The organism is Rhodohalobacter halophilus (assembly GCF_001715195.1).
In the GTDB taxonomy this organism is placed as follows: Bacteria; Bacteroidota; Rhodothermia; order Balneolales; family Balneolaceae; genus Rhodohalobacter; species Rhodohalobacter halophilus.
The window spans coordinates 46,425-69,645 of the sequence record NZ_MDWE01000022.1 but is presented as its reverse complement, the minus strand read 5'-3'; the positions used below and the strand labels follow the sequence as shown (position 1 = coordinate 69,645).

The window sequence follows — 23,221 nt, the reverse complement described above, 5'->3', positions numbered from 1 at the left end:
GGAATCATCAATACACTGCCTTCGTGTTTTGGTTACAGCACGTGAATTTTGTGTAAGCCGCCATCTCTAATTTGAACCGTACGATGCGGATATTTTCTCACCATGTCGTAATCATGTGTGACCATCAGAACTGCCATTCCGCGATTATTAATTTGTTGTAAAAGCTCCATGATAGAACTGCTGGCTCCCGGGTCTAAATTACCCGTAGGCTCATCGGCAAGCAGAAGTCTCGGCTCGTTGGCAAGTGCCCGGGCGATTACCACCCGCTGCTGCTCTCCGCCGGACAGATCTTTCGGCATAGCTTTGCGCTTATGGCTCAAACCTACCAGTCCCAAGACTTCAAGAACACGATGTTTGATAAACCGCTTATTGTGGCCCGTAACGCGAAGCGCAAACGCTACATTTTCAAATACATTCCGATCCGGTAATAACTGAAAGTCCTGGAATACTATTCCAATTTGGCGGCGAAGCATCGGTACTTTTTTGTCGGGCAAGCTGCTTACACTGTAATCTCCAACCCGGATCATTCCGTGGTTGGGGCGAATATCACTATAAAGAAGTTTCAAAAATGAACTTTTTCCGGCTCCTGTCTTCCCAATTACATAACAGAATTCACCTACCCCGAGAGTAAAGTTTACACTATCCAGCACCGGTGTACGATCATACGCAACCGTAACATCATGCATCTCAATTACATCACTTTCACTCATTGTAGTACCATTGTTATTCTTAAACTTTTTCTGTGAGCAGGCTTCAGTTCAAAGCCATCAAATGAATCTAAAATAGAAAAATCTGTCTTCTTTATGATGCTTTCTATTTCCGGCAGTGTATAGATATGCTGACGATGCTCTTCCCGGAATGTTTCCTGTACGTTTCCATTCTCATTGTCCAGTTTATCTATTGTAAATCTGTTGGTATGAATCCGGTTTTCGGCATCATAACGACTCTCTCGGTGATATCGATAGAGATTGTTTACACGCCGCTTTTCATTGTTCAGATATTTGATGGCAATACGTGAATTCCGAGGCGTTGTAAAATCGTAGATAAAGATTCCACCGGGGTTGAGAACTTTACGCACCTCATCATGAAGTTTCAGAATATCATTTTCATCATGCAGATAGTTTAGGCTGTCAAACACCATAAAAACTACGTCAAATGTTTGATCGAGCCGGAGATCGAGAAAGTTTCGGGAAAGGAATTGAACGTTGGAAAATGTGGCATCTGCTTTTCGTTTTGCTACTTCAATCATCTCAACCGAACCGTCCGTTGCCGTTATTCTGTAATCTGCCAACTCTTCAAGGGAAAGGGCCATGGTTCCGGTGCCGCACGCAAGCTCCAGAACAGTTTCGGCATCAGGGTGAAATTGGTAGATAATCTCATCGATGTAATCCGTCCAGGTCTCATAATCCACTTCAACCATCACATCATCATAAATATCTGCCAGGACAGAGTAGGCTCGATTAAGCTGCTCTTTCTTATGTTGCATGCTGACTAACCTCCTTAAACTTGTTCCGGGCCATTTCAACAGCCAGGGTGTAGGCTGCCTGGAATGAGTCGGAGTTCGCTCTATTTTCACCGGCAATATCGTATGCAGTTCCGTGATCGGGTGATGTTCGAATAATTGGCAGGCCGGCCGTAAAATTAACACCCTTTCCGAAGCTGAGGGATTTAAACGGGATCAAGCCCTGGTCATGGTAGGTAGCTAAAATTGCATCGTATTGATTCTGTTTTTGGCTTCCAAAAAAACCATCGGCAGGGAAGGGGCCGTCAACCTCTATGTTTCTAGCTTTTGCTTCAATCAATGCCGGTTTTATCAACTTATCCTCCTCATCTCCCAACACGCCTCCATCACCGGCGTGGGGATTGAGTCCAAGCATTGCAATTTTAGGTTGTTCAATACCAAAATTATTCATCAGGCTGTGATTCAAAATGACTAATTTCTGAAGAATCAAATCTACAGAAATCGATTTGGAAACAATTTTTAAAGGGATATGACCGGTCAGTAATCCCACACGCAGTCCACCCGAAGCGAGAATCATCATATAGCGTTCGGTATTGGTTTTTTCGGCCAGAAATTCAGTATGGCCGGGGTAACTGTATCCCGCTTTATGAATTGCTTCTTTTGAAATTGGTGCAGTAACAAGCGCGTGGGTTGTACCTGCCATGCAGCTGTTAATTCCATATTCGACTGCCCTCATAGCTGCCTGGCCACCTTTTTTGGTGATTTGGCCTGGCTGAACATCCGTTTCTGCTACAGAGTCAACTTCAAGCAGATTGATTTTGCCTGGCTGAACATCGTTACTTTTTGAAATTCTCCGGATGGTTAAATTTGTTTGATATTTGTTTTGGTAAACATCAAAAACAGATTGTGAACCCAATATCAACGGAGTGGATTTGTTTAGATCTGTCTGTGAGAGATATTTCAGGACCACTTCAGGTCCGATTCCATTGAAATCTCCCATACTTATTGCAATAATTGGTTTCATACCGGAAGATAGCAATGGTTATGCTTCATATAAAAATGCAATCAAGAATTTGAAATTAGGCGGAAATCTCCCAATCCGCTCACCGCTTCAAAGATGAGTTCCCGGTTTGGATATTCCCAAATTTCCCGTGTTGGCTGGTTAGGCAGCAGTCTGCGATCTATACTCACGGGCGGACCGTACAGTATGTAGGCTTTGCCTCGATCCGTATCATACCCGGGTGTTTGCAGAGATGAAAAATTTTGGAATGAAAAATCTATTCGACGATAGTACTCCGCCATTAATTCATTGTATTCCGTATCTGGTGTTGGATCTCTTTGGGCCCAAAACTCTCTGAACTTTCGCTCGCGCTCAGCCTGTGAACCGCTGTTCATTTCCCGAAGCTCCCTGTCACTCAAAATAAAGCGGAGCATGTTGATAGAGACGTCCAGACTGTAGAGTGATACCGGCATGTCTATCCAGCGAGATTGTACAGTTCTCTCAGCAAACGTTGAATCAGATTCTGTATCTACAAACGAGATTTTATAACCGGAGTTCTCAAATTCTGAATTAGGTACCCGAATAAACGCATACTGAGTACCGTTATCTCCCGGATTGAGTCTGAGTTTTATCTCATCATTCTGTTGAAATAACTCTGAAGATCCGGCAGTTATGATCTGATCAGTAGAGATGGATTCAGAAAAAACGGGGGCACTATCCGATTGAGTTTCACCGCTTTTTTGAATGTTTACCTTATATCGGTTCGGTGTACCATTTGCATTCTGTGGCAGCCGAACGAGTAGTGTGTAGTTTTGTCCATAGAGAACATTACTTCCGTAATTCAACAGAGTAGCTTCTGCATGGTTGGAGCCCGATGTCAGCTCATTTAACAGTAAAATTTCTGTCTTTTCGGTTGATCCCACTTCAGGAATAACAATAGTTCTGACTTGAGAGGGGCGTTCACGTTCAGATCCTCCACGTGCAAGCTGCAGTTGATAGTGGTAGGTACCAGGCTGTAGCTCAGTGTTCATAAAACCCTGAACATGATTAAATCGTGATCGGGTATCTTCAAATGTTTCAACCCAAACGGTATCACTCCAGGTATCTCTGAAAATTGAGATGCCGGAAGGCGTGTTGGATCTGCGTCCCTGTCGCGCTTCTCCCTCATAAATTTCGAGCCCCATACGCACGGGGGAGAAATACTCATACGTGTTATCAGGAGCGTCCATATTGGGACGCTTTCTCAAAAACGGTATGAAATCATGCTCAAGCCTGAAAATGACACTGACAGACGAAGTGCCATCCTGCTGCGGAATGATGATGTGATCGCTGTAGCCAGAAGGTTGATCAGATTGGCGAAGAAGAGATTCGTATGTTGTGCCGCCGCGCCGCTGGGCATCTGCATCAAAAAAGGTGAACAGCAAAATAGTAATGAGAAACAGTGCGATTCTTTGCATTTTAACGGGGTCTCAGAAAATTTTATGATTGAACGTACGAAAACATCGTCACATTTGGAACGTGAACGTTACAATCAGTATTATCAATCCGAAAAAAATAACATTTAAATCTACCATAAGATGAATGACTGGCTAAAAGAGTTACTTGACGAATTGAATTCGGAAGAAGAGAAGATAAAACAAGGCGGAGGAAAGAGACGCATAGAAAAAGAGCACAAAAAAGGAAAACTCACAGCTCGCGAACGCATTGAGTTGCTGTTGGATGAGGGTGAAGAGCTCAATGAAATGGGCCTCTGGGCAGCCTATGAGATGTATGAAGATGAAGGCGGGTGCCCGGCTGCCGGTGTTGTGATAGGAACCGGGAAAGTCAGTGGAAAGACATGTATGATTGTTGCAAATGACGCGACGGTAAAAGCGGGAGCCTGGTTCCCTATGACGGCAAAGAAAAACCTTCGAGCCCAGGAGATTGCGATTGAAAACCATTTACCCATTATCTACCTCGTGGATTCTGCAGGAGTTTATCTGCCTATGCAGGATGAAATTTTTCCCGATAAAGAGCACTTTGGACGCATTTTCAGAAACAATGCGGTGATCAGTGCAAAAGGAATTCCTCAAATAGCGGCAATTATGGGAAGTTGTGTTGCCGGAGGCGCCTATCTGCCGATTATGAGTGATGAGGCTCTGATAGTTGACGGAACAGGCAGTGTTTTTCTGGCCGGAAGCTATCTTGTGAAAGCAGCAATAGGTGAGGATGTTGATAATGAAACACTGGGCGGGGCTACCACGCATACGGAAATCAGCGGAGTTACCGATTACAAGATGGAAGATGATTCCGAATGTTTGTTAACCATCCGAGATCTTGTAGATAAACTGGGACCGCAGCAACGGGCCGGTTTCAATAGGAAAGAGTCTGTAAAGCCGGAAATTTCTATTGAAGAGATGCTCGAAGAATTTCCTGCAGATAGAACCAAACCGTATGATATGCACAAAGTGATTGGCAGCATGATAGATGCGGATTCGTTTACAGAATTTAAGAAAGGATATGGAAATACATTAATTACCGGATACGCGCGAATTGATGGTTGGAGTGTGGGGATTGTAGCCAACCAGCGAAAAATCGTGAAAAACAAACAGGGTGAGATGCAGATTGGTGGTGTAATCTACTCCGACAGTGCCGACAAAGCCGCTCGATTTATCATGAACTGCAACCAGAAAAAAATTCCAATAGTATTTTTACAGGATGTAACCGGCTTTATGATTGGCAAGCGGAGTGAACACGGGGGGATTATCAAAGATGGGGCAAAAATGGTGAATGCCGTTGCAAATTCAACCGTTCCAAAAATCACGGTTATAGTTGGTAACAGCTATGGGGCAGGCAATTACGCAATGTGTGGAAAAGCGTACGATCCCCGATTTATTTACGCATGGCCAACGGCTCAGATAGCTGTGATGGGGGGGACTCAGGCTGCTAAAGTTCTTACACAAATACAGGTTTCTTCGTTAGAAAAACGAGGTGAGGAACTTTCGGAGGACGATAAAGCAGAAATTCTTCAACGGATAAAAAGCCGTTACGATAGGCAGACCGATGTGCGTTATGCCGCGGCACGACTTTGGGTGGACGAAATTATTCCCCCCGGTGATACCCGAAAACGAATTTCACACGCCATTGAGTGCGCGGATCATAATCCGGAATTACCTGAGTTTAAAACCGGTGTTATACAGGTATAGAAGCGTTTACCGGACTTGATCTAATTCAATTCCCGTTTCGCAACTTTGGGGAAAATTCCGATATTTTACTACGATGTCTAAATAAAAAATGGAGCTATTTTGAAAGAGTATATACGAATTGCGTCTGGTCAGGGGTTCTGGGGTGATCTGCCCGATGCACCTGTTGAGCAGGTTAAACGAGGCGAAATTGACTACCTGGTGATGGATTACCTCGCCGAGGTGACTATGTCAATCATGCAGAAACAGCGCATGAGAAACGAAAATTTCGGCTACGCCCGGGATTTTGTAACCGTGATTGAACGAACACTGGATGAGATCAGCAATGACGGTGTTAAAGTGATCTCAAATGCAGGCGGTGTAAACCCAAACGCCTGTAAAGATGCCATCCTGAAAGTGGCAAAAGAGAAAGGTGTATCCGGATTGAAAGTGGCTGTGGTAGATGGCGATGATATTCTGCCCGACCTGGATCAGATTATCGGTAATGGCCATGAGCTCAACAATATGGAGACGGGAGAGCCCATCGCAAAAGTGAAAGATGAACTGCTCAGCGCTAATATCTACTTCGGTTGCCGCCCAATTGTTCAGGCCCTTGAGGAGGGTGCAGATATTGTGATTACCGGCCGGGTAACCGATACAGGTTTAACTTTAGCTCCCATGGTGTATGAATTTGGATGGAATTTTGAAGACTATGATTTGATGTCGACCGGTACAATTGCCGGACACATCATTGAGTGTGGGGCACAGGTATCCGGCGGGAATTTCACCGACTGGGAAGAGGTAGAGGATTTTGTGGATATCGGGTTTCCGATTATTGAAGCACATCCGGATGGAACCTTTTATGTGACCAAACACGACAACACAGGCGGGCTGGTTTCTGAAAAGACCGTCAAAGAGCAGCTTTTGTATGAGATTGGAGATCCGTCAAGCTACATTACTCCTGACTGTATCGCCGATTTTACTTCAATCCGGTTAAAACAGGAGGGCAAGAATCGTGTGAAAGTTTGGGGAATTACCGGAAAACCCGCCACACCAACTTATAAAATATCTGCCAGTTACATAGACGGATATAAACTCTCTTCCACATTGGTTTATAGCTGGCCGGATGCCGTGAAAAAGGCCCGGGCTGCAGGAGAAATATTATTGAAGCGAGCTGAAAAAATTGGCATTAAATTCAGGGATACAAATGTAGAATATGTAGGACTTAACGCCTGTAATGAAGATTCGGACCTTCTGAATGATAACTTAAGTGAGATGAATGAAGTGCAGCTCCGGATCTCGGTTCATGGCGATTCCCGCGATGATCTGAATCGTTTTGGAATGGAGATCGCGCCGTTAATTTTAACCGGTCCGAGCGGGGTGACCGGATTTGCAGGCGGTAGACCCAAGGCAAGTGAAGTGGTAGCCTACTGGCCCGCTCTGCTTGATAAAGAGGTTGCAGAACCACGGGTTACAGTTTTTGAAGTCTGATGTTTTGAAAACGGTAAGTTGAGATTCCAATTTCTGATGAATTTTTACTAATACTGCAGGGACTCGGTCTCATCTCATCATGCAGTAAAGGGGGTAACTATTTTAATGTATGATTGGGGCTTTGAAAGCAGGGTACTATTCGACCGGAAAATTTAAAAAATTAGACAAGAAGTAGAGTGAATAGTTCTTTAACTTTAGATTTACATTTTTCTACGATCATTAATTACTAACTGGCATTAAGGATTTTTATGGTTATTGGGATTATCGGAGCAGGAATTGCAGGATTAACAGCCGGGCGAATTCTCTCAAAAGCGGGACATGAAGTGACAATTATTGAGAAGAGCAGTGGATTTGGCGGCAGAATGGCTACCCGTTATGCAGGTAAAGATCTTCAGCTGAAGCTTGATCACGGTATTTCATACTTCACGGCCAAATCGCCTGAATTTCAGAAGTTTACTGCAGAACTTCTCGAAAAGAAAATCATCAAATTATGGGGAGACAACTTTCTTTTTTATGATGGTGAAAAAATTCTTGAACGTAATCCTAATCAGAAAGAGGGTGTTACCTTTACTGCAGCCAGTGGAATGAACAGTATCGGGAAATATTTGAGCCGTTGGGTAGACGTGAAAAATAACACTCAGGCCGGTGGTTTGACTCACATTGGGGAGAATAGGCGAAAGAAACGTTCCTGGATGATCAACCTGCTTTCGAGTGATACCTTTGAAGCGGATGCTGTGATTATCGCGACCCCTGCACCGCAGGCTTACGGGCTTCTTAACACAACTGTTGATGAAGTGTCCACACTGAAAATTATCCGTGAGATTGATGAAATCTCTTACAACCCTTCCATCTCTCTGATGCTGGGGTATGATAAATCCAATACTCCTGATTGGGATGGGATTCACGCTTCAAATAGCTCTATTCGCTTTATCTCCAACGAAACATCCAAGCGTGAAGATCAAGATGAGTGTACTCTAGTCGTGCATTCAACGGCTGATTTTGCCCGGAAACACAGAAAATCAGACGAAGAAACGATTAAGAAAGCTCTGCTGTCTGAATTAGCTGATATTGCCGGCGGCTGGAGCGTAACCCCCAACTGGAGTCAGTTACACTACTGGAAATTCAGTCAGCCGGTTAAATCACTCAACAGGCCTTACTTTGAAATTGAGGTGGAAGAGACGCCGCTTGCACTAATTGGGGACTACTATGAGGGGGATGATATTGATGCGGCTTACCGGTCCGGTTATAAGCTTGGAAAACATTGGGAAGAGAAGTTTAAAGGCTGGGAATGATAACGACATACTGCAGGTTCTTTTAGCATCTGCTAATTATCTAAAAATCCATCAGTGGATTCATTTAAAAAACTGAATCGATATTTACGGGATTACAAGGGCATCATTTTCCTGGGCGCTCTGTTTCTCACAGGTTCCAACTTTTTTCTGATTTGGATACCTGTATTTATCCGTAAAACAATGGATGAAGTTGAGGCTCTCGTCGGAGACTATTCAGGTCAATACTCCTCAATATTTGAAGTTCTCTTTAGCAGTGAGGCAGGTGTTTTACTGGCTTATAATTCTCTTCTGCTAATTGGCACCGTGCTGATGTACGGTATTTTGTTGTTTGCCACTCGCCAGACGTTAATCGTCAGTTCTCGTAAAATTGAATTCGATATACGAAATCGAATTATCGATAAACTGTTTTCGCTTCCTCAGCGCTATTTCGCTTCCAATAAATCCGGAGATGTTTATGTTCGTGCCACGGAAGATGTTGGGCGGGTGAGGGAATATTTTGGCCCTGTTTTGATGTACACCATCAATACATTCACAAGAGCGGGTTTTATCATAACAATGATGGTAATTGTAAGCCCCGAACTAACTTTCTGGGCTTTGGTGCCGCTTCCTTTTTTATCGGCTTTCGCTTATTGGGTGAGCGGTTTCATCAATAAATATCAGCTAATTATTCAGGAGCAGTATTCCGAGGTGGCCGGCAGAGCGCAGGAAACATTTAGCAGCATCCGACTCATCAAAGCCTTTAACAGAGAGGAGTATGAACAGGAGAGATTTGAGGAAATCAGTGACTCCTACAGAAAGAAAAAACTTCGACTCGATTTGGTTGAATCCCTTTTTCATCCAACATTAAATCTCCTGATTGGTGCTTCAATCGTTATTGTTATATGGCAGGGTGGGTTGATGGTCATAGATGGAGCAATTACGATCGGAAATATTGCGGAGTTTGTAATTTACGTAGCCTATCTTACCTGGCCGGTAGCTTCTTTAGGTTACACTGTAAATACACTTCAAAAATCACTTGCATCGTGGGAGAGAATCGATAAGCTCCTTACAGAACCTGTTGAGATCAGAGATACAGAAAAAACTGCAGATAATATAAATGAGAAGGTGAATGGAAGAATCGAGCTTAAAAATGTGAGTTTCAAATATCCGGGTGCTGATGAATATGCTTTAAAGAATATCAATATGACAATTGAACCGGGCAGTAAAATAGCTGTAGTGGGAAGAACCGGTTCAGGTAAAACAACTCTGGTAAATTTGATACCGCGCCTGTTTGATCCGACCAAGGGTGAAGTGATTGTGGACGGTGTAAATATCAAGGAGTGGAATCTGGTTCAGCTCAGGGATATAATCGGTTATGTACCTCAGGAGACATTTCTTTTCTCAACGACCATAAAAGAGAATATAGCGTTTGGCGTTGAGAATGCTTCGATGGAGATGGTTGAAGCGGCGGCAGAAAATGCGCAGGTACTTGAGAATATTTTGGATTTTGAGAAAAAATTTGAGACCATGGTAGGTGAACGGGGTATAACACTTTCCGGCGGACAAAAGCAGCGAATCGCAATTGCAAGGGCGCTCATTAAAGACCCTAAAATTATAGTCTTAGACGACTCTTTAAGCGCTGTAGATACAAATACTGAAGAAGCAATTTTAAATCACCTGAATGAAAAACTGAGCGGCAGAACCACGATTATGATTTCCCATCGGATATCTACTGTTAAAAACGCCGATATAATTTTTTATATTCAGGACGGTTCAATAACCGAAGAAGGTTCTCATGACGAATTACTTGCACGGAAAGGACAATACGCAAGGATGTACGAAAAACAACTACTCGAACAAGAATTAGCTCAAATATAAAGTAAATGCAAAACGGGTACCTTTTGTTTGAATGGCAAAAGGCCTAAAACATACAGCGGGAGATACTATGATCATTGTACCTTTAGGTGTTGCTTCAGCAACCCCAACAGCCACCAGACACCTTTCATCAGTAGCGCTATGGCGCGAAGGCGATGTTCACCTATTCGATTGTGGTGAAAACGCTCAGATGAGAATGCTCCAAGCCGGCTTAAAGCGATCAAAAATTGAAAACATTTTTATATCGCATTTTGATGTGGATCACTATTCCGGTCTCATTGGCCTTATATCCACTCTGCAGCTTCAGCGGCGTGATCGCGACTTAACCATTGTGGGCCCAAAAGGCATTCAGGAATTTATGGAGTGGAACATTCAGTTTGCTAAACTGGAACTCGGATTTGGAATCAATTACGTAGAAGTTGAGGAAGATGCAGAATCTACACGTGTGGTGGATGAAGATGAGTATTATGTTGAGGCTCGTCCATTGAACCATACCAAATTTTGCCTTGGGTATCGCTTTCAGGAGAAAGATAAACCCGGTAAAGTGGATGCAGAAAAAGCTGAACGACTTGGCATTACTGAGGATGAACAGTATAAGGCATTGAAAGCCGGCGAAGACGTTGAACTGGAAGATGGAACGGTTGTAAAGTCTTATGAAATTGTGGGACATCCAAGGCCCGGTGACAGTTTTGCTTACATTACCGACACCAAGTATTGCCCGAACTCTGTGAAACTGGCAATGAACACGAACATCCTGTATCACGAAGCAACATTTAGTGAAAACCTCGCAGATAAAGCGGCGGAGACGGGACACTCCACTTCTGTAGATGCTGCACGTGTAGCCAATGAAGCTCAAACCAAGCTTTTGGTAATCAGTCATTTCTCTGCACGCTATACAAACCCATTTATCTTGCTACGGGAAGCCAGAGAGAAATTCTTCCCGGCATGGCTTGCTACCGAATTACGCCCAATTTTTACCAATCCGTCACAGGAGAAGGGAATTGTTCAGGCCAAAGTTTATCTGAAGGAGATAGATGACAATAAGAGCGGCAGTTCTCGCAGTGGAGGCAGCAGGCGTGGAAATGATAAAGGAAAAAAGAATTTCAGAAAACGAAAGTCTTCCTCCGGAAGGGGACGAAGTTCCGATCGCGGATCCAGCAGCAGGCGAAGCCGAAGTGATCAAGGCAGAAAAAGAAAGGAGCGTCCCAGTCGCGATTACAATGACAATCGTGACAGGCGTGAGCAAAATGACAGTAATCAGGGAACGTCGAGGCCTCCAAAACACATTACACCAAGGACACCCTTCGACGATTTTGACAGATTCTAAAATTAATCTGGTTTGAGTAATAAACAGGACTCTAAAGCCGTCGATTCTGTACTGATTCGACGGCTTTACTACTTTTTTGAACCCTACAAATGGTGGGCGGTATTGGCAATCGTGCTTACGTTGTCTGCCGCCTTCCTTGGCACCATTCGCCCAAAACTTACCCAGATAGCTGTTGATGATTACATAGCAGTTGATGACTACTCAGGTCTTCTCTGGATTATCGCTCTTTTGGGTATGGCACTTATCGGGGAGTTCATCATTCTTGTAGCCAATACCTACCTTACCCGATGGTTCGGACAGGGCGCACTATACCGATTAAGAAATTCGGTGTTTGAAAAAATTCAGTCTCTGCACGTTCAGTTTTTTGACAAGAACCCGATCGGCCGGCTCATTACCCGAACAACCAACGATATAGAAGCACTAAGTGAACTTCTTTCGGACGGGATAGTGAATATGATCGGAGATCTGTTCAGAATCTTCTTCATCCTCTACTTTATGTTGTCGATGAGTTGGGAACTGACCGTGATTGCCATTCTTGTACTTCCTATTCTCTTTTACTCCACTTTCTGGTTTAAAGGTAAGGTTCGTTCCGCATTTTTGGACGTACGCGATCAGATTGCAAGACTAAACTCGTTTGTTCAGGAGCACATAAGCGGTATGTCGGTTGTTCAGCTTTTCAACAGGCAAAATAAGCAGAAGCAGCAGTTTGAATCCTTGAATAAGCAGCACAGGGAAGCCCATATCAGAACCATCTTCTACTTTTCGATTTTCTGGCCGGTGGTTGAGGTTTTGGCAAGTCTGGCAATGGCTCTTGTGGTGTGGTATGGCGGGGCAAGGGCACTGATGGACCAGGTGTCGTTCGGTGTGCTTCTGGCTTTTATTCAATATGTAAGGCAATTTTTTAATCCAATTCGGGGTCTTTCTGAAAAGTATAACACACTTCAATCTGCATTGGCATCCTCAGAACGAATTTTTGATGTACTGGATACCGAAAAAGAGGTTGTTGAATCGGACCAGCCGGTTGAGATTGAGAATGTTAAAGGGAGGATCGATTTTAATCGTGTCTGGTTCTCTTACAATAAGGATGATGAAGTTATTTTGCGAGATGTATCCTTTACTGCAAAACCGGGAGAACTTCTTGCGATAGTGGGAGCTACCGGTGCAGGTAAATCTACAATCATTAATCTGTTGATGCGGTATTATGACATCAATGAAGGAGAAATATTGCTGGATGGTCAAAATATCAAACAGTTATCCCTTAAAGATTTAAGAAAAAATTTCGGTCTTGTTTTGCAGGATAATGCACTTTTTTCAGGGACAGTTCTGGAGAATATCACACTTGGCAATTCTGATATATCCCGTGAAGATGTTATTAAGGCTTCTAAAGAGGTGGATTGCCATCGCTTTATATCAAAATTACCGGGAGGATATGATTACGTCCTGAATGAACGCGGAGCATCCCTTTCGATGGGGCAGCGACAACTGATCTGCTTTGTCCGGGCAATGGTTTACGACCCTAAAATTCTGATACTTGACGAGGCTACTTCCAGTGTCGATTCAGAAACCGAAGAACTGGTTTCTAAAGCGTGTGAAAAAATGATGAAAGGAAGGACTTCTATCGTTATAGCACACCGGCTTTCAACGATTCGCGGTGCCGATAAAATTCTGGTGATGCACAAGGGCAAAATCAGAGAAGAGGGGGCGCATAAAGAGTTGATGGAGAAGCAGGATGGAATCTACCGTAAACTCTATGAGCTGCAGTATCGCGACCAGGATGTAACCACAGCAGACTAATCAGCAGATCTGAGTATTTGTGCTCCCTGCAAGAGGCTGTTGGTGGAGGTAAACTTTTTGAAAGATCGATTTGTTAATTGTAAGAAACTCATGCAGTTTCTTTTGCATAGAAGCTGATAAAAGTAGATTTTTAAACAGAGATAATAACCATTCACGGAGGCCCAATATGGACAACGTAAAAAAGCTTGAGAAAGAACTAAAAGATGTAATTGATAGAGAGAAAGAAGCTCTGAATGAAGCGTATGATGATTTGGTGATCAAACTTCAAAAAGAGCGCGACAGACTTCAAAAGGAGTTGAGGCGTGAATATAAGCAAGCCAAAAAATATGTGAAGAAGAATCCGGAAGTGAGCCTTGGAGCTGCACTTGCAGGCGGACTTGTAGCAGGAATTATAATCGCAAAAATTTTAAACCGATAATTTTACAAATGGAGAACATCCAGTCAGACAAAATCAACGAATTATTTGAGCGCCTGGACACGCTCAGGGGGTATCTTTGACTACGATAAACGAAAAGTCCGAATCATAGAACTTACTGATCAGACTCAGGACCCCAATTTTTGGAATGATCCGGATAAGGCTCAACAAATTATGCAAGAGCTGGACCGGGAAAAAGGATTGGTTGATAAATGGGATGAACTGGATGAACTCCGGGAAAGTATCCGGGTGTTTCAGCAATTTCTGGAGGAGGGGGAAGAGGTTGTAGATGATCTGAAATCAGAACTCTCTTCATTCAGAAAGAAACTGGAAGATCTCGAGCTTCAGAACATGTTAAGCGGTGAGGATGACCATCGTAACGCGATTGTAACGTTTAACCCGGGAGCCGGGGGAACGGAGAGCCAGGATTGGGCATCGATGTTGTACAGAATGTATACACGATGGGCCGAAAAGAAAGGCTATAAAGTTTCTGTTGTGGAGTATCAGGATGGCGATGTTGCAGGCTTAAAAAGTGCAACGATAGAAGTGAGCGGTCCCAATGCCTACGGATATCTGAAATCGGAAAGCGGAACCCACCGTTTGGTTCGAATTTCGCCATTTGACAGTAATTCACGTCGTCACACATCGTTTAGTTCAGTCTTTGTATCGCCTATCATCGATGATACGATAGAAGTGAACCTGAATGATTCGGACATCGAGCTGCAGCGTTTTCATGCCAGCGGTGCGGGTGGTCAGAATGTGAACAAGGTTGAGACCGGTGTCCGACTGATTTGGTCAGGAAAGTTGAGTGACGGATCTGAAGATCGTGTAGTGGCGGAATGCCAGCAGGAGCGGTCTCAGCTTCAGAATCGTGAGAAGGCGATGGTGATGCTGAAATCAAAAGTGTATGAGCTTGAGAAACAGATAAAAGAGCGGGAGAAACAGAAACTCGAAGACTCAAAAAGCAGTAATGAGTGGGGATCACAAATACGTTCCTATGTTTTCCATCCCTACAATATGGTGAAGGATCACCGTACCAATCATGAAACAGGTGATGTTCAAGGAGTAATGGATGGTGACCTGGATGAATTTATGAAGGCGTATCTGCTGGCCACCAATGTTGGAGAGGCCGCATGATTGTAGCCGGGGTTACCGGAGGGATTGGGTCAGGAAAAAGTACACTCTGTAAAGTGTGGGAATCTTTAGGCGCTCAAATTGTATATGCAGACGATCTCGCAAAAAAGTTGATGGTAGAGGATGAGGCTGTTATCAACGAGTTAAAGAGAACATTTGGTGAGAAGACCTACCACCGGGATGGCACTCTAAATAAACAGCATTTAATTCGCGAAGCATTTCAACAGGGAAGAGTTGAAGAGCTGAACCGGATTGTTCATCCGGCTGTTGCAAGAAAATTTAGGGAGATTGCAAGAAAGGCATCCGAAACGGATGTGAAAATTCTTGTTAAAGAGGCTGCTCTTTTGCTGAATAAAGGGCGTCCTGAGGATCTGGATATCGTTATTTTAGTGCTCGCTCCAAAAAATGATCAAATTGAAAGAGTTAAACAGAGAGACGACATTTCTGAGTTGGATGTGATGAGCCGAATGGAGAAGCAACCCGACTTTGAAAATTTAAAAAGTATTGCCGATTATACCGTCGAAAATATTGGTACGCTAAAAGAGTTTAAACAGAAATCAAAGGAGCTTTTTTATAGAGTATTGGAAGACTATCGGGATGCTGTGTAAGCCATAGCAGATAGCCAAGCTTATTAAGGAAGTTGAAAACAACTGAACTGCAGCTATGGAAGCTACGTCTACCGCTAAATCCAGAAAACTGGTAACACTGGATGAGTACATCATTCAGGCACAAAATAAGTTTCCCGGTGCAACCGGAGAACTTTCTCAGCTTTTACGTGATATTGGGCTTGCTGCCAAGATTATCTCTCGTGAGGTAAACAAAGCGGGTATCACAAATTTGTTAGGAGTTGACGGATCAAAGAATGTCCACGGTGAATCTGTAAAACGTCTGGATCTATTTGCAGATCAACAGCTTATTTCTGCATTAGACCGTTCAATGATTACCTGTATGGTGATCTCTGAAGAGAATGACGGTATCGTAAGGCTAAATAGCGAAGGGGGAAAATATATTGTGTATATGGATCCACTTGATGGGTCATCCAACATCGATGTAAATGTTTCGATCGGCAGTATTTTCTCAATTTATATGCGCCAGCCGAGATTTGATAGAAAGCTGGTTGAAGATGATGCACTGCAGCCGGGAATTCGACAAGTTGCAGCCGGTTATGTTCTATATGGATCCAGTACTATCATGGTTTATACAACAGGCTTGGGCGTGAGTTCTTTTACACTTGATCCGAGTATCGGAGAGTTTATTCTTTCTGAAGATAATTTCAAGATCCCCGAGAAAGGAAATATTTACAGCATAAATGAGGGGAGCTACAACTCCTGGCCATTGGGATTGAAGAAGTACATCAAATATTGCCAGGTTGAAGATGAAGAGACTAATCGGCCCTATACTGCACGCTATATCGGCTCGATGGTTGCAGATCTTCACCGTACACTTATTAAAGGGGGGATTTTTATCTATCCAGCCAGTACAAAATACCCAAATGGAAAATTGAGGCTCATGTACGAGTGTAATCCGCTCAGTTTTATTATTGAACAGGCCGGCGGAAAAGCGATTGATGGCAAAGGTCGAATAATGGAGATTCAACCCACGTCCATTCATCAGCGCTGCCCGATCTACATCGGGTCGCCCGAGAATGTGAAAAAGGTTCAGTCCATGTTAGAGGAGTATACCGAAGAGACGTAGCCTTACTGACGTGTGAGTTGAATCATCATCCCTTCAGTGATGTCATGTTCCATTGTATAACCGGCATTTACTTCAACAACATATTTTGCAGGTGCTTCAGAACGAATATTTTCATGAGAATAGGGTGGAGTATTTCTGTGTATCCTCACAATCTCCATCTCTGAATTTACGTAGATGATATCCAGTGAAATTGGTGTATTTGCCATCCAGAAACTTCTGGGTGCATCTTCATCAAAAATAAAAATCATGCCGGCATCTGAAGGTAAGTTGTGTACATTCATTAAACCTTCACTTCGGGAGTGATCATCATCAGCCACTGCAGCTCGAATAGATGTAACTTCTTCACCGGCACTATTTATGAATGCCACATCGGCTGTGTAGTCGAGCTGCCGGGTTTCGGTAGTCTGCTCATTCCGGGGCGATTCTTCACCACATGCTGTAATCAATAGTGATACAAAAAGGATCGAGGTAATAAATTTAAACATGGATTCTGTTATTGCTGTGGTTCAGTACAGTACAAAAAGTTTGTGGTTCTCAATTGGATGTACCTGCTATCTGTGGAAACAGATCTGAATAGTACATCTAAAGAGGTGAATTCTCAAGTTTTATTAGTTGGTTTTTTCAACAATTAGGCTTAATTTTCAGGCCTGAAAAGTGAGCGCCGTAGCAGGCCCTCACTTTTTTTTGTACTTAGATCAAATAGCGATATGAACCAGACCGTTAAAAACAGAATTTTAGAGTTGGTAGAGCCTATTGTAGAGCAGGAAGGGATCTTTCTTGTGGATGTAGAGGTGAAAAATGCCAAGGTGATGGAAGTTTGGGTTCTGGTTGATTCGGAAAAGGGCGGTGTAAACCTGGATACTTGCGGACGTGTGAGCAGGGAGTTAGGCCACTTGTTGGAAGAAGAGGAGGTATTTTCAAAAGCCTACAGGCTGAACGTATCATCTCCCGGTTTGAGCAGGCCGCTTAGCGATAAGAGGCAGTATCCAAAAAATGAAGGGCGTATCGCCAAGGTAAAGTATAAGGATCAGGAAAATTACCTGACGGTGGAAGGCGTGTTGACATCCGTATCGGATACGCAGATTGAAATTACACCGAAAGATGATAAAACGGTTACTATTCCGTTTGATCATATAGTGGAAACTAAAATAGTACCGAAAATTTAGCCGGCAACGAACGTTAAAACCTATTTTCAGATGCAAAACGAAATTTCAAAGCAAATAATCCAGTCGTTTGCAGAAATTGCAAAAGATAAAGGCATTGATAAAGATCTGCTTTTATCGATTCTCGAGGATGTATTCCGAACTATGATTCGGAAGAAGTATGAGTCAGACGAGTCTTTTGAAGTGATTTTAAATGCAGATCGTGGAGAGATTCAGATTCTTCATATTCGTGAGGTTGTACCTGCCGAGGAGTTGACAGATCCGGTAACGGAAATTTCTCTTGAGGAAGCTCAAAAGCACGATCCTGATTTGGAGCTGTATGATGAGTATGCCCAGGAGATTTCCATTACCGATTTTGGTCGGCGAGCAGTATCCATGGCACGTCAGCAGCTTGCCCAGCGTATTCGTGAGATAGAAAAAGATAACGTATTTGAAGAGTACTCCGACAGGGTTGGGGAAATTGTTCTGGGGGATGTATATCAGGTGCGGCATAATAAAGATATTCTTGTAAACCACAATGGCGTGGAACTGCTGCTCCCCAAAAATGAGCAGATTTACAAAGACCGTTATCGAAAAGGAGATACCATTCGTGCGGTTGTATCTGAAGTGAAACGAATTGGTGGAAATCCTACGGTTATTATTTCAAGAACATCCCCGCTGTTTTTGGAGCGACTGTTTGAAAATGAAATTCCGGAAGTATTTGATGGAATTATTGAATTGAAGCGAATTGCTCGTGAGCCGGGAGATCGATCTAAAGTTGCTGTTGTTTCTTACGACGAGCGTGTTGATCCGGTTGGGGCTTGTGTTGGTATGAAGGGAATTCGGATCCATGCCATTGTTCGTGAGCTTCAGAACGAAAATATTGATGTCATTAACTACAGTGATGACAAAATTGAATTTATTAAGCGTGCACTTCAGCCTGCAAAAGTTGTAAAAGTTGAAATCAGCGAAGATGGAAAGCAAGCGAATGTGCTTGTGCCGGCTGATGAAGTTTCCAAGGCTATTGGTAAAGGCGGTGTAAACATCCGGCTGGCTTCTAAGCTTGTTGGGTGCGAAATTGACGTATATCGAGAAGTAGAAGAAGAAGACGATATCGACCTGGCTGAATTTGAGGTTGATTTTGGCAAAGAGACGATCGATCTGCTCTTTGAAATTGGCTGCGACAGTGCTCGCGCAGTTCTCGATCTTGATGAAGATGAAATAGTTCGCCGAACCGAAGGTAAAATCACCAAAGAGGAAGCGGAAAAAATCATCGATATCATCGCTTATGAATTTGAGGACGAATAAGATTGATCGTACCTTTCAGTCTCGATTCTTTTAGTTTATAATTTGACAACCGACGCAAACAGATATATATGACGGACCAAAAACCGAAAAAGCTCTTTAAGGTAGCATCAGAATTTAACGTTGCCACTCAATCTATTGTAGATACATTGAGTGATAACGGCTTCGATGTTGCTAACAGGCCTAACTCCAAGATTACACCTGAAATGTACGATGTACTGGAAGGTGTATATGGTGATGACAAAGCCAAGAGTATGGAGCATGAGAAAGCCAGAGAAGAGTATGAAAGCCGTCGGAATCAAATCCTGTCAAGCAGAAACGAAAGTGTATCGATAGATAGCTTTCTGGAGCCTATAGATGAGACTCTTGAACCTGAAGACGAAGAGCCGGAAGAGGCAGAACAGGACGTTGAAGAAAAATCGCAGGAACCATCTTTAGAGCCACAGGATGAAACTGAGGAAGAGGATCAACAGGAAGAAGAGGCTGAAGAACCCGAAGAGGAGCAAGAACCTGTTGCCAAAAAGGAGTCGCCAGATGAAGCAGAAGATGTTGAAGAGTCTGATGATGACGAAGACGACGAGGAGTTAGAAGAAGACGATTCAGAGGAAGACGAAGATTCTGATGAACAGGATGATGACATCGATGATGAAGATGATGAGGGAGAGGAAGATGATGAAGACATCGATGATGATGAAGATGAGGACGACGAAGAAGAGAGTGAAGAGGACGAATCTGATGAAGAAGAGATTATCCGAGGTCGTTCATCTCGCAAATTGACCGGTACAAAGGTTGTCGGTAAAGTAGAGTTTTCGAAAGAGCCACGTAAAAAACGTAAAACGCGTAAGCGTAAAAAAGATCTTAAGGACGACGGTTCCGATACAAAGAAAAAGTCTCTACCAGCTAAAGAAGAGAAGTCATCCAAGAAAACGAAGAAGAGCAAAAAGAAGGGCCGACGCTCTCGTGTAGATGAGGAGGATGTAGAGAAGAAAATGCGCGAGACGATGCAGAAGATGAAGACCGGTGATACCGTCGGTAGTAAGCGTCAGAAGCGTCGTCGACAGCGAAAAGAGGAGCGCGAAGAGGAGCGTCAGCTTCAGGAAGAGATGGAGCAGCTTGAAGATCAAATTCTTGAAGTTGCTGAGTTTATCACGGTAAGTGACCTTGCTGATGAACTTGATGTGAAGCCAACCGATGTGATTACCACATGTATGAATCTCGGTATGATGGTTTCTATAAATCAGCGCCTGGATGCTTCTACTATAGAGTTGGTGGCTGCAGAGTATGACCACGAAGTGAAATTTGTGGATGCCGAAGAGATGATTGAAGAGGAGATCGAGGTTGAGGAGGACGATCCGGAAGATCTGCTTCCACGAGCTCCGATTATTACCGTAATGGGACACGTAGACCACGGTAAAACATCTCTGCTTGACTACATCCGTAAAGCTAAAGTAGCAGCCGGTGAGGCTGGTGGTATTACCCAGCACGTTGGTGCTTATGAGGTCGTAACCGAAGACAACAAGAAAATTACATTCCTGGATACACCCGGTCACGAAGCATTTACAGCTATGCGTAGTCGTGGTGCCCAAGCTACAGATATTGTAATTCTGGTTGTTGCGGCGGATGATTCTGTGATGCCGCAAACAATTGAGGCGATTAACCACGCCAAGGCTGCAGGTGTTTCTATAGTTGTTGCGATCAACAAAATGGATAAGCCGGAGGCAAACCCGGATAAGATTAAGCAGCAGCTATCTGAGCACGGTGTAATAGTTGAGGAGTATGGTGGAACAAATCAGGCTGCAGAGGTCTCAGCCCATACCGGTCAGGGAATTGATGATCTGCTTGAAAAGGTATTGATTGAAGCTGAACTGCTTGAATTGAAAGCTAACCCCGATCGGCTGGCACAGGGAATTGTACTCGAATCACGGGTAGATAAAGGGAAAGGAACAGTTGCGAATATTCTGGTACAAAACGGTACACTGAAAGTTGGTGATCCATTTGTTGCGGGGCCGGTATTTGGCCGTGTACGAGCGATGGAAAATGAGCATGGTCAACGACTGCAGGAAGCCGGCCCGTCTACTCCTGTTCAGCTTATCGGTTTCGACGGTACACCGCAAGCCGGTGATCGACTGATTGTGCCGCAGGATGAGAAAACAGCCAAAGATGTTGCGAATCAGCGTCAACAGATCAGAAGAGAACAGTCTCTGCGTCGTGTGAAACATATGACACTGGACGATCTCTCCAGAAGAATGGCGCTTGGTGAAGTATCTGAGCTGAACATAATTATCAAAGCGGATGTTGACGGTTCGATTGAAGCACTTTCCGGAGCACTTCAGAAACTGAGTACAGAAGAGGTGTCTGTGAACATTATTCATACAGGTTCCGGTGCGATTACCGAATCTGACGTGCTGCTTGCTTCTGCTTCCGATGGTATTATCATCGGTTTCCAGGTACGGCCATCAGCCGGTGCAAGAAAACTTGCAGAGGCAGAAAGCATTGATATTCGACTCTTTAGTGTGATTTACGATGCTGTAGATGAGGTACATGATGCACTTGAAGGTATGCTGAGCCCTGAAATTTCGGAAGAGATGAAAGCGATGGTTACCGTTCGTGAAGTCTTCAAAGTATCGAAGGTTGGTACTATTGCCGGTTGCTATGTTACAGAAGGAAAACTGAATCGTAACAATCCGGTACGAATTATTCGTGACGGTGTAGTAATCTACGACGGTGAAATTGACTCTCTGAAGAGATTCAAAGATGATGTGAAAGAAGTACAGGCCGGTTACGAATGCGGTATCAGCATCAAAGGATTCAACGACATCAAAGTTGGTGATGAATTTGAAAGCTATGAAGTGGTAGAAGAGAAACGAAGCCTGGATGATGCCCGGTAAACGGTCCATCACATCTGTATCAGTAATTTGAATGACTGAATGTGTGCAATTTGAACCTGCACACATTCATGTAATCTAAGCCATCACTATTATGAGTATTCGAACAGAGAGACTCAGTTCTGTTATTAAAAAGGATCTGGGGCAAATTCTGCAGAGAAACTACCAGCCATCCGGTACATTTATTACGGTAACACAGGTAAGAATGACCGATGACTTGTCGATTGCCAAAGTATATTTGAGTGTATTTTCTCCAAACCGAGAAGTTGAATCGGTGTATAAATATATCGATGATCATCAGGATGAGATTCGATATGAGCTTGCCTCAAAAATCAAGAACCAGGTACGCCGAATTCCGGAACTTCTATTCTACGAAGATGATACGGCTGAGTATGTAAACAAAATTGAGAACCTTTTTAGCAAGGTTCGCAAGCAGAGAGAAGAGAACAACAAAGACGAAGAGTAATATGGCAAAAGCCATCCCACTCTCTGAGTTGCCTGTTGTGGATCGACATACGGATCCGGCAGACTTTTCTAAAGAGAACTTTTCGACAGGAGCGGTTATTTTAATCGATAAACCGCTGGAATGGAGTAGTTTTCATGCTGTGAAATTTGTTCGTTATCGGGTGCCTCCAAAAAAAGTAGGGCATGCCGGCACGCTCGATCCGCTTGCAACGGGCCTTCTTGTTATTTGTACCGGTAAAGCCACAAAGTCTATTGAGCAGGTTCAGAAGATGCCGAAGGAGTACATCGCAAGAATCACGTTTGGTTCATCAACTCCATCGTATGACGGTGCCTTAGAACCCGATGAAACAGCACCATGGCAGCATATCACAAAAGAGAAGATAGAACAGAAGTTGGGTGAGGAGTTTAGCGGAGAGATTATGCAAAAGCCGCCTATCTATTCAGCCATTCGCATTAAAGGGGAGCGACTTTATAAAAAAGCCCGCCGCGGAGAAAAAGTGGAAATTGTAGCCCGGCCTGTTCAAATTTATGAAACAGAGCTTTTGGATGTGAATTTGCCTGAGATTACGCTGCGAGTGAAATGCGGTAAAGGAACATATATTCGTTCTATAGCTCACGATTTAGGGATCTCTTTGAATAGCCGGGCTTATATGTCGGGACTTGAACGGACAGCCATTGGATCGTTTCATGTAGAGGATGCATTTACCACTGATGAGTTTAGGGATTTCATGAAAACGTATGAAACCTGAACTGTGTAAAAATTTATTTGATCATATCTGCCTTAACCAACAGATAAAAA

General features: G+C 43.6%; 20 protein-coding genes. 15 read left to right on the top strand and 5 right to left on the bottom strand.

What is annotated here, in order from left to right; genetic code table 11:
- Positions 1-32 precede the first annotated feature (32 nt).
- From ftsE to BG260_RS07075, 4 genes are read right to left on the bottom strand one after another with little or no spacing between them, the layout of a single operon-like run.
- The gene (gene ftsE, locus BG260_RS07090; protein ID WP_069131263.1) at positions 33-710 is read right to left on the bottom strand and encodes a cell division ATP-binding protein FtsE; all 678 of its coding nucleotides are present in this window, start codon (positions 708-710) and stop codon (positions 33-35) included.
- A complete protein-coding gene (locus tag BG260_RS07085; RefSeq protein WP_069131262.1) occupies positions 707-1,486 on the bottom strand; it encodes a class I SAM-dependent DNA methyltransferase in 780 nt (259 codons plus the stop codon). The genes ftsE and BG260_RS07085 overlap by 4 nt, the downstream gene beginning before the upstream one ends.
- The gene (gene pdxA / locus BG260_RS07080; protein WP_069131261.1) at positions 1,476-2,486 is read right to left on the bottom strand and encodes a 4-hydroxythreonine-4-phosphate dehydrogenase PdxA; all 1,011 of its coding nucleotides are present in this window, start codon (positions 2,484-2,486) and stop codon (positions 1,476-1,478) included. Before pdxA ends, BG260_RS07085 begins: the two co-directional genes overlap by 11 nt.
- A gap of 41 nt (positions 2,487-2,527) precedes the next feature.
- Entirely contained in the window at positions 2,528-3,919 is a 1,392-nt protein-coding gene (locus tag BG260_RS07075; RefSeq protein ID WP_069131260.1) for a GWxTD domain-containing protein, read from the bottom strand.
- 120 nt (positions 3,920-4,039) lie between these two features.
- Here BG260_RS07075 and BG260_RS07070 point away from each other — a divergent pair, with 120 nt between their 5' ends.
- From BG260_RS07070 to fbp, 10 genes are all read left to right on the top strand, one after another.
- Positions 4,040-5,647 (top strand): acyl-CoA carboxylase subunit beta, encoded by a 1,608-nt coding sequence (locus BG260_RS07070; protein WP_069131259.1) that lies wholly within the window; start codon positions 4,040-4,042, stop codon positions 5,645-5,647.
- Positions 5,648-5,746: 99 nt separating this feature from the next.
- Positions 5,747-7,114: an acyclic terpene utilization AtuA family protein gene (locus BG260_RS07065; protein WP_069131258.1), complete on the top strand. Its 1,368-nt coding sequence runs from the start codon at positions 5,747-5,749 to the stop codon at positions 7,112-7,114.
- A 248-nt stretch (positions 7,115-7,362) separates the two neighbouring features.
- The gene (locus BG260_RS07060; protein ID WP_069131257.1) at positions 7,363-8,406 is read left to right on the top strand and encodes an NAD(P)/FAD-dependent oxidoreductase; all 1,044 of its coding nucleotides are present in this window, start codon (positions 7,363-7,365) and stop codon (positions 8,404-8,406) included.
- Between the two features lie 54 nt (positions 8,407-8,460).
- The gene (locus BG260_RS07055) at positions 8,461-10,263 is read left to right on the top strand and encodes an ABC transporter ATP-binding protein (protein WP_069131256.1); all 1,803 of its coding nucleotides are present in this window, start codon (positions 8,461-8,463) and stop codon (positions 10,261-10,263) included.
- 67 nt (positions 10,264-10,330) lie between these two features.
- The gene (rnz, locus tag BG260_RS07050; RefSeq protein ID WP_069131309.1) at positions 10,331-11,587 is read left to right on the top strand and encodes a ribonuclease Z; all 1,257 of its coding nucleotides are present in this window, start codon (positions 10,331-10,333) and stop codon (positions 11,585-11,587) included.
- A gap of 12 nt (positions 11,588-11,599) precedes the next feature.
- Positions 11,600-13,381 (top strand): ABC transporter ATP-binding protein, encoded by a 1,782-nt coding sequence (locus BG260_RS07045; protein WP_069131255.1) that lies wholly within the window; start codon positions 11,600-11,602, stop codon positions 13,379-13,381.
- Between the two features lie 166 nt (positions 13,382-13,547).
- On the top strand, positions 13,548-13,799 hold the full coding sequence (locus tag BG260_RS07040; protein WP_069131254.1) for a hypothetical protein: 252 nt from the start codon (positions 13,548-13,550) through the stop codon (positions 13,797-13,799).
- Between the two features lie 8 nt (positions 13,800-13,807).
- Positions 13,808-14,933 (top strand): peptide chain release factor 2 gene (prfB, locus tag BG260_RS07035; protein WP_176719451.1). Its coding sequence is split into 2 segments (ribosomal slippage): positions 13,808-13,876 and positions 13,878-14,933, totalling 1,125 coding nucleotides; the frame shifts between segments, so codons are not numbered across the junction.
- Positions 14,930-15,538 (top strand): dephospho-CoA kinase, encoded by a 609-nt coding sequence (gene coaE, locus BG260_RS07030; RefSeq protein WP_069131253.1) that lies wholly within the window; start codon positions 14,930-14,932, stop codon positions 15,536-15,538. Before prfB ends, coaE begins: the two co-directional genes overlap by 4 nt.
- Positions 15,539-15,593: 55 nt before the next feature.
- Positions 15,594-16,625, top strand: a complete 1,032-nt coding sequence (gene fbp, locus BG260_RS07025) for a class 1 fructose-bisphosphatase (protein WP_069131252.1) — start codon at positions 15,594-15,596, stop codon at positions 16,623-16,625.
- 2 nt (positions 16,626-16,627) lie between these two features.
- Here fbp and BG260_RS07020 read toward each other — a convergent pair whose 3' ends face one another.
- Complete coding sequence (locus BG260_RS07020) at positions 16,628-17,110, bottom strand: DUF192 domain-containing protein (RefSeq protein WP_069131251.1); 483 nt, start codon at positions 17,108-17,110, stop codon at positions 16,628-16,630.
- 222 nt (positions 17,111-17,332) lie between these two features.
- On the opposite strand from BG260_RS07020, the gene BG260_RS07015 reads away from it, so the two are divergent.
- The 5 genes from BG260_RS07015 (at position 17,333) to truB (ending at position 23,171) form a co-directional block, all read left to right on the top strand.
- Positions 17,333-17,791, top strand: coding sequence for a ribosome maturation factor RimP (locus BG260_RS07015; RefSeq protein WP_069131250.1), 459 nt, complete (start codon positions 17,333-17,335; stop codon positions 17,789-17,791).
- Between the two features lie 30 nt (positions 17,792-17,821).
- The gene (gene nusA / locus BG260_RS07010; protein ID WP_069131249.1) at positions 17,822-19,075 is read left to right on the top strand and encodes a transcription termination factor NusA; all 1,254 of its coding nucleotides are present in this window, start codon (positions 17,822-17,824) and stop codon (positions 19,073-19,075) included.
- A 68-nt stretch (positions 19,076-19,143) separates the two neighbouring features.
- Positions 19,144-21,960 carry a translation initiation factor IF-2 gene (gene infB, locus BG260_RS07005; protein ID WP_069131248.1) on the top strand — a complete coding sequence of 939 codons (2,817 nt, stop codon included), beginning with the start codon at positions 19,144-19,146 and terminating at the stop codon, positions 21,958-21,960.
- Between the two features lie 91 nt (positions 21,961-22,051).
- On the top strand, positions 22,052-22,423 hold the full coding sequence (gene rbfA / locus BG260_RS07000; protein ID WP_069131247.1) for a 30S ribosome-binding factor RbfA: 372 nt from the start codon (positions 22,052-22,054) through the stop codon (positions 22,421-22,423).
- Between the two features lies 1 nt (position 22,424).
- The gene (truB, locus tag BG260_RS06995; protein WP_083750155.1) at positions 22,425-23,171 is read left to right on the top strand and encodes a tRNA pseudouridine(55) synthase TruB; all 747 of its coding nucleotides are present in this window, start codon (positions 22,425-22,427) and stop codon (positions 23,169-23,171) included.
- The last annotated feature ends 50 nt before the right edge of the window (positions 23,172-23,221 follow it).

Bases quoted from the DNA above. Each gene is read 5' to 3' on its own strand.
- BG260_RS07085 (WP_069131262.1), bottom strand. From the start codon at position 1,486: ATGCAACATAAGAAAGAGCAGCTTAATCGAGCCTACTCTGTCCTGGCA.
- BG260_RS07040 (WP_069131254.1), top strand. From the start codon at position 13,548: ATGGACAACGTAAAAAAGCTTGAGAAAGAACTAAAAGATGTAATTGAT.
- fbp (WP_069131252.1), top strand. From the start codon at position 15,594: ATGGAAGCTACGTCTACCGCTAAATCCAGAAAACTGGTAACACTGGAT.
- coaE (WP_069131253.1), top strand. From the start codon at position 14,930: ATGATTGTAGCCGGGGTTACCGGAGGGATTGGGTCAGGAAAAAGTACA.
- rbfA (WP_069131247.1), top strand. From the start codon at position 22,052: ATGAGTATTCGAACAGAGAGACTCAGTTCTGTTATTAAAAAGGATCTG.
- BG260_RS07015 (WP_069131250.1), top strand. From the start codon at position 17,333: ATGAACCAGACCGTTAAAAACAGAATTTTAGAGTTGGTAGAGCCTATT.
- truB (WP_083750155.1), top strand. From the start codon at position 22,425: ATGGCAAAAGCCATCCCACTCTCTGAGTTGCCTGTTGTGGATCGACAT.
- rnz (WP_069131309.1), top strand. From the start codon at position 10,331: ATGATCATTGTACCTTTAGGTGTTGCTTCAGCAACCCCAACAGCCACC.
- infB (WP_069131248.1), top strand. From the start codon at position 19,144: ATGACGGACCAAAAACCGAAAAAGCTCTTTAAGGTAGCATCAGAATTT.
- BG260_RS07020 (WP_069131251.1), bottom strand. From the start codon at position 17,110: ATGTTTAAATTTATTACCTCGATCCTTTTTGTATCACTATTGATTACA.
- BG260_RS07060 (WP_069131257.1), top strand. From the start codon at position 7,363: ATGGTTATTGGGATTATCGGAGCAGGAATTGCAGGATTAACAGCCGGG.
- nusA (WP_069131249.1), top strand. From the start codon at position 17,822: ATGCAAAACGAAATTTCAAAGCAAATAATCCAGTCGTTTGCAGAAATT.
- BG260_RS07075 (WP_069131260.1), bottom strand. From the start codon at position 3,919: ATGCAAAGAATCGCACTGTTTCTCATTACTATTTTGCTGTTCACCTTT.
- pdxA (WP_069131261.1), bottom strand. From the start codon at position 2,486: ATGAAACCAATTATTGCAATAAGTATGGGAGATTTCAATGGAATCGGA.
- ftsE (WP_069131263.1), bottom strand. From the start codon at position 710: ATGAGTGAAAGTGATGTAATTGAGATGCATGATGTTACGGTTGCGTAT.
- BG260_RS07070 (WP_069131259.1), top strand. From the start codon at position 4,040: ATGAATGACTGGCTAAAAGAGTTACTTGACGAATTGAATTCGGAAGAA.